The 12,909-nt window shown below is 64.7% G+C and carries 12 protein-coding genes; 11 read left to right on the top strand and 1 reads right to left on the bottom strand.

Annotation, left to right across the window (positions count from 1 at the left end; genetic code table 11):
- Nucleotides 1-9: 9 nt before the first annotated feature.
- The 4 genes from AC1Q7H_RS12105 to AC1Q7H_RS12090 all read left to right on the top strand — a co-directional run bounded on the left by AC1Q7H_RS12105 (nucleotide 10) and on the right by AC1Q7H_RS12090 (nucleotide 3,604).
- Nucleotides 10-957, top strand: a complete 948-nt coding sequence (locus AC1Q7H_RS12105; RefSeq protein ID WP_153954046.1) for an NAD(P)-dependent oxidoreductase — start codon at nucleotides 10-12, stop codon at nucleotides 955-957.
- Between the two features lie 89 nt (nucleotides 958-1,046).
- Entirely contained in the window at nucleotides 1,047-1,832 is a 786-nt protein-coding gene (locus AC1Q7H_RS12100) for an SDR family oxidoreductase (RefSeq protein ID WP_153954047.1), read from the top strand.
- 74 nt (nucleotides 1,833-1,906) lie between these two features.
- The gene (locus AC1Q7H_RS12095) at nucleotides 1,907-2,842 is read left to right on the top strand and encodes a dihydrodipicolinate synthase family protein (RefSeq protein WP_211981354.1); all 936 of its coding nucleotides are present in this window, start codon (nucleotides 1,907-1,909) and stop codon (nucleotides 2,840-2,842) included.
- 30 nt (nucleotides 2,843-2,872) lie between these two features.
- Nucleotides 2,873-3,604 carry a ribonuclease activity regulator RraA gene (locus AC1Q7H_RS12090; RefSeq protein ID WP_153954049.1) on the top strand — a complete coding sequence of 244 codons (732 nt, stop codon included), beginning with the start codon at nucleotides 2,873-2,875 and terminating at the stop codon, nucleotides 3,602-3,604.
- A 51-nt stretch (nucleotides 3,605-3,655) separates the two neighbouring features.
- On the opposite strand, the gene AC1Q7H_RS12085 is transcribed toward AC1Q7H_RS12090, so the two are convergent.
- Nucleotides 3,656-4,537: a LysR family transcriptional regulator gene (locus AC1Q7H_RS12085; protein ID WP_153954050.1), complete on the bottom strand. Its 882-nt coding sequence runs from the start codon at nucleotides 4,535-4,537 to the stop codon at nucleotides 3,656-3,658.
- 203 nt (nucleotides 4,538-4,740) lie between these two features.
- Here AC1Q7H_RS12085 and AC1Q7H_RS12080 point away from each other — a divergent pair, with 203 nt between their 5' ends.
- The 7 genes from AC1Q7H_RS12080 to AC1Q7H_RS12050 all read left to right on the top strand — a co-directional run bounded on the left by AC1Q7H_RS12080 (nucleotide 4,741) and on the right by AC1Q7H_RS12050 (nucleotide 12,766).
- Nucleotides 4,741-5,766, top strand: coding sequence for a Bug family tripartite tricarboxylate transporter substrate binding protein (locus AC1Q7H_RS12080; RefSeq protein WP_153954051.1), 1,026 nt, complete (start codon nucleotides 4,741-4,743; stop codon nucleotides 5,764-5,766).
- A gap of 45 nt (nucleotides 5,767-5,811) precedes the next feature.
- Nucleotides 5,812-7,356 (top strand): UxaA family hydrolase, encoded by a 1,545-nt coding sequence (locus AC1Q7H_RS12075; protein WP_211981352.1) that lies wholly within the window; start codon nucleotides 5,812-5,814, stop codon nucleotides 7,354-7,356.
- A gap of 37 nt (nucleotides 7,357-7,393) precedes the next feature.
- Nucleotides 7,394-8,335 carry an SMP-30/gluconolactonase/LRE family protein gene (locus AC1Q7H_RS12070; protein WP_492381328.1) on the top strand — a complete coding sequence of 314 codons (942 nt, stop codon included), beginning with the start codon at nucleotides 7,394-7,396 and terminating at the stop codon, nucleotides 8,333-8,335.
- A gap of 81 nt (nucleotides 8,336-8,416) precedes the next feature.
- Complete coding sequence (locus AC1Q7H_RS12065; RefSeq protein ID WP_492381327.1) at nucleotides 8,417-9,709, top strand: MFS transporter; 1,293 nt, start codon at nucleotides 8,417-8,419, stop codon at nucleotides 9,707-9,709.
- Nucleotides 9,710-9,814: 105 nt separating this feature from the next.
- Complete coding sequence (locus tag AC1Q7H_RS12060) at nucleotides 9,815-10,624, top strand: NAD-dependent epimerase/dehydratase family protein (protein ID WP_211981348.1); 810 nt, start codon at nucleotides 9,815-9,817, stop codon at nucleotides 10,622-10,624.
- 458 nt (nucleotides 10,625-11,082) lie between these two features.
- Nucleotides 11,083-11,829: a hypothetical protein gene (locus tag AC1Q7H_RS12055; protein ID WP_492381326.1), complete on the top strand. Its 747-nt coding sequence runs from the start codon at nucleotides 11,083-11,085 to the stop codon at nucleotides 11,827-11,829.
- 16 nt (nucleotides 11,830-11,845) lie between these two features.
- Nucleotides 11,846-12,766: a 2OG-Fe(II) oxygenase gene (locus AC1Q7H_RS12050; protein ID WP_153954060.1), complete on the top strand. Its 921-nt coding sequence runs from the start codon at nucleotides 11,846-11,848 to the stop codon at nucleotides 12,764-12,766.
- Nucleotides 12,767-12,909: the final 143 nt, after the last annotated feature.

Genomic DNA, 12,909 nt, shown 5'->3' with positions numbered 1-12,909 from the left:
GGGGGGGACATGACAAGCGATACACGTGAGCCCGTGCTGCGCATCGGCGTCTTTGAAGCTGCGCAGCAAGACGCGATCGACGCCGCATTCCGCTGCGTCTCCGAGGCCGAGATTGCGGCTGACGCCGGCTTGCGCGGCGCGGTGCGCGCCATCGTCACGCGCAGCAATTACCAGGTACCCGCGGCGGTGATAGACAGCCTGCCTGCGTTGCGGGTGATTGCGACTTCCGGCGTGGGCTACGACGGCATCCCCGTCGCCCATGCCGCCAGGCGCGGCATCGTGGTCACCAACACGCCCGGGGTGCTGGACGCGGCCGTCTGCGAACTCGGCATCGGCCTGTTGCTGGCGCTGCTGCGCCGGATTCCCGCCGCCGATCGCCATGTGCGCGGCGGCGCCTGGCGCGAGGACGACTTCCCGCTCACCACCAGCCTGGCCGGCAAGCGCGTCGGCATCATCGGGCTCGGTCGCATCGGCACGGGCATTGCGCAGCGGCTGGCGCCCTTCGGCGTGGAGCTGGCCTACACCGGCACCCAGCGAGCAAGCCTGCCATACCGCTATTGCGAGAGCCCGATCGCGCTGGCTGCGTCGGTGGACATCCTGCTCCTCACCTGCCGTGCGACCGAACAGAATCGCCACCTGGTCGATGCCGCGTTACTGGCTGCGCTGGGGCCGGACGGCTACCTGCTCAATCTGGCGCGCGGCAGCGTGGTCGACGAGGCGGCACTCTGCGAGGCCCTGCAAGCCGGCACGATCCGGGGCGCGGCGCTCGATGTGTTCGAGTTCGAGCCGTTGGCCGATTCGCCGCTGACCGCGCTGCCCAACGTGTTGCTGTCTCCGCACGCGGGTACGGCCACCCGGGAAACGCGCGCGGTGATGCTGCGGCTGATGCTGGACAACGTGCAAGCCGTGCTGGCAGGGCGAACGGCGCTGACGCCGGTGGCGGTGGCGGTGGCGTGAGGGCGGGCCCTGGCGCGGCAGCTCAATCGAGCGCGCGGCGAACGTAATTTGTCAATCCAGGCGTTTCAAGATATTCAAGCGAGGTATTCATGCAACTAGGAATCGAAGGCAAGGTAGGACTGGTGCTGGGCGGCGGCGGCGGCCTGGGCAGCGCCATCGCGCTGGCGCTGGCGGCGGAGGGTGTGAAGGTCGTGGTCGCCGATGTCAATGAGGAAGCGGCAAGCCGCACCGTGGCAACGATCGTCGCCAAGGGGGGCACGGCGCTTGCGCGCACCTGGGATCTGGCGGACCTGGCGTCGATCGAGACCCATGTCGCCGCCATCGAGGCCCAGTTTGGCCAGGTCGATATCCTGGTCAACAATACCGGCGGCCCGCCGCCCACCACCGCGTTCGGCCAGGAACCGGCACTGTGGCGCAAGCACTTCGAAAGCATGGTGCTGTCGGTGATCGCGATCACCGACCGGGTGCTGCCCGGCATGCGGGCCAGGCAGTGGGGGCGCATCGTCACCAGCACCTCGTCCGGCGTGGTCGCGCCGATTCCGAACCTGGGCATTTCCAATGCGCTGCGCCTGTCGCTGGTGGGCTGGTCCAAGACCCTGGCGCGTGAAGTCGGCCGAGACGGCGTGACGGTCAATATCGTGCTGCCGGGGCGCATCGCCACCGACCGCATCCGCTTCCTGGATGAAGTCAAGGCCGGCCGCGAGCAGCGCCCGGTGGAGGAGGTGTCGGCTGAAAGCACCGCGGCCATCGCGGTGGGCCGCTACGGCCGCCCGGAGGAATATGCCGATGCGGTGACGTTCCTGGCCAGCGACCGCGCCGGCTATATCACCGGCTCCACCATCCGCATCGACGGCGGCCTTATCCAGAGTATCTGAGGCTCGCGGGAACTGCCCCCCGCGCCCCGGCACGACCGACCCGACCCAACACCAGCTTTCGCGGAGACCCAAAGATGCTGTTGACCGCTGACGCCAAGGGCGTCTTCCCCATCGCGCCCACTCCATTCCTGGACGACGGATCGATCGACGTGAGTTCGATCGATCGTTTGATGGACTTCTATCTCGGCTGCGGCGCGACCGGCGTGACCGTGCTCGGCCAGCTCGGCGAAGCGCCCAAGCTCGAGCACGCCGAGTCGATCGACGTGGCCGCGCGCATGATCCGGCGCGCGGGCGGGCTGCCGGTGGTGGTCGGGGTCTCGGCGCCGGGTTTCGCCGCCATGCGCGCGCTGACGCGCGAGGTGATGGACCTGGGTGCGGCCGGCGTCATGATCGCGCCGCCCAACACGCTGCGCACCGACGACCAGATCGTCGGCTACTACCGGCAGGCGGTAGACGCGATCGGCGCCGACGTGCCGTTCGTGCTGCAGGACTATCCGCTGACGTTCTCGGTGCAGATGACGCCCGGCGTGATCCGCCGCATCGTCGGCGAGTTGCCCTCGTGCGTCATGCTCAAGCACGAAGACTGGCCCGGCCTGGAAAAGATCTCCGCCCTGCGCGCTTTCGAGAAGGACGGTTCAATGCGGCACATCTCCATTCTTTGTGGAAACAACGGGCTGTTCCTGGACTATGAAATGGAGCGCGGCGCGGATGGCGCCAATACCGGCTACAGCTTCCCCGATATGCTCTGCGACCTGGTGCGCTTGTCGGCCCAGGGCGAGCGCGAGGCCGCGCACGATCTCTTCGATGGCCACCTGCCGCTGCTGCGCTATGAGCAGCAGCCCGGTGCCGGCCTGGCCGTGCGCAAGTACGTGATGATGCGCCGTGGGCTCCTCGCCTCCGCGGCGCAGCGCAAGCCAGCGGCGGCCATGTCGGCGACGGCCCGGCACGAAGTGGAGCATCTGCTGCGGCGTCTCGCAAGGCATGACTCGCGCGCGGCACTGGCAGATTAATCCCCAAACCAAATGCAACAAGGAAACATCATGGCGACCACATCGCTTCCCCTCGACGAAAGTGTGATCAAGGCGCTGCAAGGCGTGACCACCGCAACCCTGACCACCGTGCTGCTCAAGCATGGCCTGCGCAACGTCTGGCTGCGCGGCACGCGGCCTCTGGCACCCGGACAGCCGCGCCTGGTCGGCCGCGCTTTTACCTTGCGCTTCGTGCCCGCGCGCGAAGACCTGGCCACGCCGGCCTCCTGGGGTTCGCCGATTTCCACGCGCGCGGCCATCGAGGACATGCCGGCCGGCTGCATTGCGGTGGTGGGCGCCCTGGGTGTGACCGATGCAGGCATCTTCGGCGATATCCTGTGCGCGCGCCTGCGCAAGCGCGGCGTGGCCGGGCTGGTGACCGACGGCGTGGTGCGCGATGTGGCTGGGGTGCTGGGCACGGGATTGCCGGTATGGTGCCAGGGCGCAGCGGCACCCGCTTCGGTCGCCGGTCTCACTTTCGTCGGCTGGCAGGAACCCATCGACTGCGGCGGCGTTGCGGTGTTCCCCAACGATGTCATCGTGGTGGACCAGGACGGCGCGGTGCTGATTCCCGCCGCCATGCTTGACGAAGTGATTGCCGCCTCGGTGGAACAGGAGCGCCTGGAGGGCTGGATCATGCAGGAAGTGGAGCGCGGCATGCCGTTGCCCGGCTTGTATCCGCCCAATGAGGAGAACAAGGCGCGGTACAAGGCCTGGACGGAAGGCGAAGGCGCGGGCCGCTAAACGCTGTGGGCGCCAACGCGCGCCCGCGCCGTCATTGCGGCGGCCGCGCGTTCAGGTTCCCCGTGCACGCCGCGAGGCCATGCCGAACTCCAGGAATGCCTGCGACAGGGCGGCGTGCGCGCCGTGTGGCGACCACAGGAACCCCACCTTGCGCACCGGCGCCCGCCCGGGCAGCGGGATCCGCGCCACCTTCAGGCCCTCGGGCCATGGCGGCGTCCAGTCCGGCACCAGCGAGACGCCGATGCCCTGGTGGACCAGGGTGGCGATGGCATTGAGCGCATCGATCTCCAATCGCTCCTGCGGCACGATGTTGTGCTCCTGCAGGTAGCGGTCTGCCACCATGCCGCCCCACACGGCGCGGTCATAGCGAATGAACGGCTCGCCGGCGAGCAGGTCATGCGCGCCGCGGCCGGCCATGGCCTGCGATGCCAGCACGATGAACGGTTCTTCCACCAGCACTTGCCAGGCGAATGCCTTGGGAATCGTGAACTGCGGTGCCACGATGATGCCAGCGTCCAGTTCACCCGAGACGATGCGCCGGTACAGGTGCGAAGAGGCGCCTGGCTCCACGTAAATCTTCAGCTGCGGATGCGCCGTGTAGAGCCCTTCCAGTATCGGCGGCAACAGGCCGGTCAACGACGAAGTCGACACGCCCAGCCGCAGTTCTCCCACCAGGCTGTCGTCATGCGCCACCGCGCTCAGGTCGCGCACGTCGCGCACCACCGCGCGCGCCTTGGGCAGGATGCGCAAGCCCCCCTGGGTCGGCAGCACCGTGCGGCCCGCGCGCTGAACCAGCGGGGTATCCAGCGCGTCCTCCAGCGCCTGGACCCGCGCCGCAATGGCGGCTGCCGTGAGGCCCAGGCGACGCGCGGCTTCCGCGAAGGAACCGTACTCGACCACGGCGACAAAACTCTGCAGGTAGCGGGTGTCCATAACAAAAAAATTCTATTGATTGAACAAGGCGGTCAATGCTGTTTTTGCATTCTGCCAGTTTCTAAAATCTGTCTCAAATCAAATCAGGATTCCGCAGGAAACAACGCGGCCTGAATCGATAACAGGAGCATCGCCCCATCCGTGGACAAAGATCTGCGATGGACGAGTGCTGAAAGCAGGACATAACAACCAGGAGACAGTCCATGCCCACCACGCCCCCAACCACGCCCGTCAGCCGCCGGGTCAGCGATGAGCGCCGCCGCATTGTGCTCTGCGCGTCGATTGCCGGCATCGTCGCGACACTCTGCGCCGCGCCTTCAGGCGCGGCCGACGCCTATCCGACCAAGACTATCCGCATCGTGGTGGGCTTCGCCCCCGGCGGCGGCGCCGACATCGTGGCCCGCGAACTTGGCGCCCAGCTCGCCAGGCAAACCGGCCAGACTGTGATCGTCGATAACCGGCCCGGCGCCACCGGCACCATCGCGGCGGCCAACCTGGCCCAGTCGGCCGCCGACGGCTATTCGATCATGCTGGCGTCGCAGTCGACCATGGTCATCGCGCCGAGCATGTATGCAAAGCTGCCCTTCGATCCGCTGAAAGACTTCATGCCGGTGACGCAAGTGGTGTCGATGCCGCTGGTGATGGTGGTGCACCCGTCGGTGCAGGCCAGTACGGCGCGGGACGTGATCGCGCTCGCGCGCGCCGGCAAGCTGAGCAGCTATGCCTCGTCGGGCCTTGGCGGCCCGCAGCACATTGCCGGTGCGCTGTTCGATTCGATGGGTGGCATCGGCCTGACGCACGTGCCTTACAAGGGTGAGTCGGCGGCGCTGACCGACGTGATGGCGGGCACGGTGCCGGTGATGTTTGCCAACGTGCCGGTGGCTGCGCCGTTCATCAAGAGCGGCAAGCTCAAGGCAATCGCGGTGTCCAGTCTCGCGCGCGCCCAGGCGCTGCCGCAGGTGCCGACGCTGTCGGAAGGGGGGCTGAACCGCTTCGAGGTGCTGACCTGGTATGGCCTGTTCGTGCCTGCCAGGACGCCCAGGGCCATCGCCAGCAAGATCAGCGACGAAGTCAGCGTAGCCCTGAAGGATCCTGGGCTGCGCGCCAAGTTCGCCGAGCAGGGCTTCACTATCCTCGGCACCAGTCCCGAACAGTTTGGCAAGTTCATGGCCACCGAAGTCCCCAAGTGGGCCAGCGTGGTGAAGAGCGCCGGCATCCAGCCCGAGTGAGCGGCGCCTGGCCTTTATCCGATTCCGCAATCCAGGAAAAGTAGTATGGAAACCCAGAAGAAGAGCATCATCGGACCTTGCATCCGCCTGCATCCCGCGGACAACGTGTTGGTAGCCCGCATGAACGTGGCCATCGGCGCGCAAGTGCCGGGGGAAACCTGGGGCGTGCGCAGCCAGGTGCCCGCCGGCCACAAGATCGCCGCCCGCTTGATCAAGGCCGGTGAGCCGATCCTGAAGTACAACGTGTGCATCGGTTTTGCCGCGGCCGATATCCAGCCGGGCAGCTACGTGCATTCGCACAACGTCAGCTTCCAGGAATACGAGCGGGACTACGCCTTCGGCCGCGACTACCAGCCCGTGGTCCCGGTCGAGGCCGGCCGGCAGGCGAGCTTCGACGGCATCGTGCGCGCCGACGGCCGGGTGGGCACGCGCAACTATCTCGGCATCCTTTCCACGGTGAATTGCTCGGCTACCGTTGTACGCAAGATAGCGGAGTGGTTCACGGCGGAGCGGCTGGCAGATTTCCCCAACGTCGATGGCGTGGTGGCGTTCAGTCACTCGCTGGGCTGCGGCATGGAGATGTCCGGCGAGCCGATGGATCTGCTGCGCCGGACCATGGCCGGCTATGCGCGCCACGCCAACCTGGGCGCCGCGCTGATCGTGGGGCTGGGCTGCGAACGCAACCAGCTCAACGGCCTGCTCGACACGCAGTCTCTGCAACCTGGCCCCTTGCTGCGTACCTTCGTCATGCAGGAAAGCGGCGGCACGCGCCAGACCATTGAGGCCGGCATTGCCGCGGTCATGGAACTGCTACCGCAAGTCAATCGCGTGGAGCGCCGTCCGGTGCCGGCCAGCCACCTGACCGTGGGCCTGCAGTGCGGCGGCTCGGACGGGTTTTCGTCCATCACCGCCAATCCGGCGCTGGGCGCGGCCGTGGATCTGCTGGTGCACCACGGCGGCACCGCCATCCTGTCGGAGACGCCGGAAATCTATGGGGTGGAGCACACGCTGACGCGCCGTGCCGCCAGCCGCGCAGTCGGCGAGAAGCTGCTGGAACGCGTGCGCTGGTGGAAGGAGGACTATTCCGTCGGACGCGATGTGCAGATCAACGGCGCCGTCAGCCCGGGCAACCAGATGGGCGGCCTGGCCAACATCTTCGAGAAGTCACTGGGCTCGTCGATGAAGGGCGGTACAGGTCCGCTGATGGAGGTGTACCGCTACGCCGAGCCGGTCACGCAGCACGGGCTGGTATTCATGGACACGCCGGGCTACGACCCGGTCTCGGCCACCGGCCAGATCGCCGGCGGCGCCAACCTGATCGCCTTTACCACCGGACGCGGCTCGATGTTCGGCGCCAAGCCTGTCCCCAGCGTCAAGCTGGCCACCAATTCGCCGATGTATCGCCGGCTGGAGGAAGACATGGACCTGAATTGCGGCACGATTCTCGACGGCGAGAAAACCATTGAGCAGGTCGGCGAAGAGATCTTCCAGTTGATGCTGCGTACCGCTTCGGGCAAGGCGTCGAAGAGCGAACTGCTTGGGCTCGGGGACAACGAATTCGTGCCCTGGCATATCGGCATCATGAGCTGATTTCCGACATACGGGAACAGCCAGAAGGAAAGTAGTCATGTGGCAACCAAGTGCACGCTACCCCGATCCCCGCATCCAGGTGCTGGAACCGGAGTTCGAGAAATACCGGATCGCCTACGCCGCCGTGGAGCAGATCGCAACTGGATTCCGCTGGGCGGAAGGGCCAGTCTGGTTCGGCGATGGCCGCTTTTTGTTGTGGAGCGACATTCCGAATAACCGGATGATGAAGTGGGAAGAGGAGACTGGCGCGGTCAGCGTGTACCGGCAACCATCCGGCTACGCCAATGGCAACACGCGCGACCGGCAAGGGCGGTTGATCACATGCGAGCACGGCGGCCGCCGCGTTGTGCGCACCGAATATGACGGCAGCCTCACGGTGCTGATCGACAGCTTTGAGGGAAAGCGCCTCAATTCGCCCAACGACGTCGTCGTCAAATCCGACGGCTCCATCTGGTTCACCGATCCGCCCATGGGGATACAGGGCAATTACGAAGGTCGCGCCGCGACCCCGGAACTGCCGCATTCGGTCTACCGGATCGACGCCGGCTCGGGCTCGCCGACCGTCATGACAACGGAACTGAAGGGGCCTAACGGCCTGTGCTTCTCGGCCGACGAGCGCATCCTGTACGTCATCGAGTCGCGCGGGACGCCCGGGCGCAAGATCTGGGCCTATGACGTCGTCGACAGTGGCACGCGCATCGCCAACGGAAGGAGCCTGCTTGATGCGGGCGCAGGAACCCTCGACGGTATGCGCTGCGATGTTCACGGAAACCTCTGGTGTGGCTGGGGCATGGGCAGCGACGATCTTGACGGCGTCATGTGCGTGTCACCCGCAGGAAGACTGATCGGGCGCATCGCACTTCCGGAACGCTGTGCCAATCTTTGTTTTGGCGGACCAATGCGCAATCGCCTCTTTATGGCTTCTTCCCAGTCGATCTATGCCTTGTATGTCAACACGCAAGGCGCCGTCGGCGGCTGAATCTCAGTCTTTTGGCACTCAATTAATTCGCAAATAATTTTTTGTAATTTTATTTACAAATAGTATAGGTTTTTGGAGGCAATGATGTCTGGAAAGTATCGCTATGTAGTAGCCGGGTTACTATTTTCGGCCGGGATGATCAACTACATGGATCGCGCAGCGCTGGGCGTCGTTGCACCGATTATTAGCAAAGAGCTGGACATTTCCCCGTCGGAGCTCGGCATTGTCTTTAGCAGCTTCTTTTTTGGCTATTCCATCTTTGCTTTTGTCGGCGGACATCTTGCCGACCGCTACGGGCCCAAGCGCGTTTTTTCCTGGGCGATGGGCGGCTGGTCACTGGTGTGTGGACTCACCGCCGCCGTGACCGGCTTCACGACCCTGCTGGTGACGCGTGCGCTATTTGGTTTCGGCGAAGGGCCGATGAATTCGACCACCAACCGGACCATTACCAACTGGTTCCCGCGTAGTGAAACCGGCCGAATGATCGGCTTTTCCTTCTCGGGGCAAACGCTCGGCAGTGCCATTTCCGGCCCGATTGTGGGACTGGTGGCAATCGCTTTCGGGTGGCGTATTTCCTTTGTCGTGATTGCGCTGATTGGCTTGATCTGGATCGTGTTCTGGCGCTTCTTCGTTACCGATAGCCCGGTACAGAGCCGCCGTGTGGGCGCGGACGAATTGCGTCTGATCGAAGAGAGCCGCAGTGCCGCGCACCCAGCCGACGACGGCGACCGCGGAACGACGCTGCGCGAGCATCTGTTCAAGCCCAGCGTACTGGCGCTGGGCACCGGCTTGTTTGCCGTGAACTACACACTGTTCATTTTTGTATCGTGGCTGCCGAGCTATTTCACCAATGCCCTGCACCTTGACCTGAAACAGATGAGCATGCTGAGCACGATTCCCTGGGCGTGCGGCGCAATCGGCTATTTCGGCGGCGGCCTCGTGGGCGATTTCATCTACAAGCGCATGAAGAACCCGCTGAATGCACGCAAGCTCTCTGCGGTCGTGCCGCTCGCCTTGTCCGCAGTCGCCATGCTCGTAGTGAGTTTCGCTACGCAGACAGCGACAGCAGTGGCTCTGGTGGCGGCTGCGGTGCTGTTCCTGACCGCCGCCTCTCAGTCTTGCTGGGCCCTGATGCACGAACTCGTTCCGGGGAAGCATCTGGGCGGCGTCAGTGGCTTTGTGCACCTCATGGCCAATATCTCCGGCATCATCGGCCCCACCGTAACAGGCTTCGCGGTTCAGTACTTCGGAGGCTACGGCAGCGCCTTCGCGCTTGGCGCAACCATCGACGTGGTGGGCGTACTGGCCATGGTATTCGTGATCAATGGCCGCGCCACACAGAGTCAACCGGCGGTGAGCAGGTCCGCTGCATAGCTTGCGTTCACCGCTGCCTCAGCAAGGATGGCGGCTGTCCATCCTTCCCGTCAGAGGTGCCGGCTTGCATAAGCAGGCCGACCACACACCATTTTGGATAAGTACATGAAGCGGATTTTGATTACCGGTGCTGCCGGCCACATCGGCCGTGCGCTGCGCAAAGGGTTGCAAGGGCAGTACGAACTGATACGGCTTGCCGATGTCGCATCCCAGGCGCCTGCCGCTGCCGGCGAGGAAGTCGTGACGGCTGACATTACCGACATCGAACAGCTAGCGCATGCGATGCAGGGAATCGATTGTGTCGTTCACCTGGCCGGCATTCCCGACGAGGACACATGGGACCGTATTCGCCGCCTGAACATTGAAGGCTGCTACAACGTGTTCGAGGCGGCCCGCATGGCTGGCGTCAAACGCGTGATTTTTGCCAGCTCGAATCATGCTGTTGGCTTTCATCGCCGTGATCGGATGATCGATGACCGAGTCATGCCGCGACCGGACAGCCGCTATGGTCTGTCCAAAGTATTTGGCGAAGCGCTTGGCCGTCTCTACGCGGACAAATATGGCCTGTCAGTGGCTTGTCTGCGTATCGGGTCATTCCGTCCAGACGACCAACCCACGGTGGAACGCCACCTTTTCTCTTGGATCAGTCATCGAGACATGGTGCAGTTGACGCGCCGGGCGATAGATGCTCCGAAGTACCACTTCCTGATCGCATATGGCGTGTCCGCCAATGCCAGAAATCGTTGGGACAACGCCAACGTACGCTTCCTTGGCTATGTACCAGAGGATGATGCGGAGCGATCCGGTGCTGGCGTCCTGGAATCCGGTGTCCGTGAGGATAAGCGCGAAGCTCTGTTCCACGGCGGTTTTGGTTGTCTTGTCGAATTTGCGGGACGGCTTGAGGATATCGATTGAACGTGTACTGTTGGGTCGATAATCGCCTCGATATGGTGTCTTCCTTGATACGCTCGCTATCTTTGAACGGGCACTGCGCGTCGCTCCTCCGGGCCATGCCCCGCACTGACTGAGCTGAACGCGCATTGGCTCAGTCCGCTATTGCGCAGTCCCGCCGCCACCCCGTTGATGGTGCGGCGGGATTGAAGCTGAGCCGCCCGCTGCTGCAGCGCAATTCGCGCTCACGCACAATCTGCATACGTCAATACATCCTTAACACCGCGCCGCCGGATCCAGGCGGCGGCGCGTCCCTCCGCAATGCGTCGTCCCGTCTCCGGTCCTTTTTGTGCTAACTGCACCTCGACACAGAATTGTCATGTCGTCATCTAATACTGGTCGCGCCTCACGCAAGAACAACTCCCTCACATTATTCCGACCGCCTTGATCAAAAGGGCAGGTCCCAACATTCTGGACCAGGAATGGCAACGTTCCAATCAACTCGCTGTATTCTTGTTTTACCCGCGGTCGCATCGGCCTGCATACTGACGGCATGCGGCGGAGACGGCAGCACCAGCGCTGGCACCAGCACGGACCCGGGCCAGGGCCAGGGCCAGGGCACGCAGTCCATTGCCGGCGTCGTCGCGACCAGCGGCTTCATCCCCGGCAGCGCGACCGAGCCCACGCTGAAACCCGGGTACTATCAGGGCGCCCTGGTCTGCGCTGACGCCAATGAAAACGGCAAGTGTGAGAGCGCGGAGAATCCGGCTACCACCGACGCGCATGGCGCCTTCAAGCTGAACGTCAGCGGCCCCACTTCGTTGATCGCCGATATTGGTACCTCGGCCGTGAACACGGGGACGCGCGCGCCCGTCACCAGCCGGATGGTGCTGCGCGCCTCGCTGGATCAGGTGAATGAACAGATCGGCGGGGGTGTCGTGATCAGCCCCTTGTCGAGCGAGGTGGAGCGCCTCGTCGAGGCGAACGGCACGAGCTATGCGATTGAGAAGGCCAACCTGGCCCAGCGCCTCGACGTCGGCATCGATGCGGTGCTGGCAGACATCGGCTCGGCGTCGGGGACGGCGGCCGCGCCGTGGATGCGAACGCCGGAAGCACTGCGCGCATTCCCGATGGCCGCGCGCGTGATTGAAGGGGCCGGGACGATGCAGTTGCGCGAAGGCTTCCACCTGACGACGGATGGATGGGCCCCGAACGACGATCTCAGCTGAACGGAGCCTGCCTGCCATGTCAGAGACTACGCTCGCCCTAATCAACTTCCCTCCCGCGCTGCGCGACTGGATCACGCAGGGGCTGCAGCGCGGCGGCGCGCCCGGCGAAATGGCGCAGGCCCTGGCCTCGCAGGGCTACGATCCGCTGGTCGCGCGCGAGCTGGTGGCTGCCTTCGAGCGCGCGTACCGCGACGGCGCGCCCTTGCCGCGGAACAGCATCACGGTGTCCCGCGGCAAGCCGACGGCTCCTGGCGTGCGCCTGGCGCGACTGGGACGAGGCACGCTGCTCGGCGCCACCGATCGCGAGGTACGCGTGCTGTCGCGCATGGACAATCCGGCGGTCGCCGTGCTCGAAGGCGTGCTCAGCCATGACGAATGCGACGCGCTGGTCGCGATGGCGCAGCCGCGGCTCGTGCCCTCCACTACGGTCGATCCTTCGACGGGTTTCACAGTGGTTAGCGACGAGCGCACCAGCCACGGCATGTTCTTCCGGCTGCAGGAAAACGCGCTGGTGGCGCGCATCGACCAGCGCATCTCCGCGCTGATGCGGCTGCCAGTGGAGAACGGCGAAGGCTTGCAGGTGCTGCGCTATGGCGTGGGCGCGCAAAGCACGCCGCACTACGACTTCCTGATGCCAACCAACGCGGCCAACCGGGCTTCGCTGGCGCGCAGCGGGCAACGGGTCAGCACGTTGGTCGTGTATCTCAACGATGTCGACGCCGGCGGCGAGACCACGTTTCCCGAGATCGGCTTCGCGGTTTCGCCGCGCAAGGGCAATGCGGTGTATTTCGAGTACTGCGATGCGGCCGGTCAACTCGACGGCAGGACGCTGCACGCGGGGGCGCCAGTGCAGGCCGGCGAGAAATGGGTCGTCACTAAATGGATGCGGCAGCGGCGCTTCGTGCCCGCCGGCGGAAAGGATCGTGTGTCCAGTTAGTGGCCGAGATAGAGCGCACTTGCACGATGGCGATCAACAAGCTCAGCGCAAGCATGATCGGGAACAACGGCAGCGGTGCCTTGGCCGCCTTGTCCGCTGCTTTGATGGCCTGGGGACGCTCCCCTCAGCACAAGACGAGGCCC

The organism is Cupriavidus sp. GW823-FHT06D04, assembly GCF_058795055.1.
Note: the sequence above shows the minus strand (reverse complement) of the source record. Positions and strands in the feature narration are given on the sequence as shown.

What these genes read in the sequence shown, in the direction of transcription:
- AC1Q7H_RS12075 (WP_211981352.1), top strand. Translation starts at nt 5,812, where the DNA reads ATGGAAACCCAGAAGAAGAGCATCATCGGACCTTGCATCCGCCTGCAT.
- AC1Q7H_RS12050 (WP_153954060.1), top strand. Translation starts at nt 11,846, where the DNA reads ATGTCAGAGACTACGCTCGCCCTAATCAACTTCCCTCCCGCGCTGCGC.
- AC1Q7H_RS12070 (WP_492381328.1), top strand. Translation starts at nt 7,394, where the DNA reads ATGTGGCAACCAAGTGCACGCTACCCCGATCCCCGCATCCAGGTGCTG.
- AC1Q7H_RS12065 (WP_492381327.1), top strand. Translation starts at nt 8,417, where the DNA reads ATGATGTCTGGAAAGTATCGCTATGTAGTAGCCGGGTTACTATTTTCG.
- AC1Q7H_RS12055 (WP_492381326.1), top strand. Translation starts at nt 11,083, where the DNA reads ATGGCAACGTTCCAATCAACTCGCTGTATTCTTGTTTTACCCGCGGTC.
- AC1Q7H_RS12100 (WP_153954047.1), top strand. Translation starts at nt 1,047, where the DNA reads ATGCAACTAGGAATCGAAGGCAAGGTAGGACTGGTGCTGGGCGGCGGC.
- AC1Q7H_RS12060 (WP_211981348.1), top strand. Translation starts at nt 9,815, where the DNA reads ATGAAGCGGATTTTGATTACCGGTGCTGCCGGCCACATCGGCCGTGCG.
- AC1Q7H_RS12105 (WP_153954046.1), top strand. Translation starts at nt 10, where the DNA reads ATGACAAGCGATACACGTGAGCCCGTGCTGCGCATCGGCGTCTTTGAA.
- AC1Q7H_RS12095 (WP_211981354.1), top strand. Translation starts at nt 1,907, where the DNA reads ATGCTGTTGACCGCTGACGCCAAGGGCGTCTTCCCCATCGCGCCCACT.
- AC1Q7H_RS12085 (WP_153954050.1), bottom strand. Translation starts at nt 4,537, where the DNA reads ATGGACACCCGCTACCTGCAGAGTTTTGTCGCCGTGGTCGAGTACGGT.
- AC1Q7H_RS12090 (WP_153954049.1), top strand. Translation starts at nt 2,873, where the DNA reads ATGGCGACCACATCGCTTCCCCTCGACGAAAGTGTGATCAAGGCGCTG.
- AC1Q7H_RS12080 (WP_153954051.1), top strand. Translation starts at nt 4,741, where the DNA reads ATGCCCACCACGCCCCCAACCACGCCCGTCAGCCGCCGGGTCAGCGAT.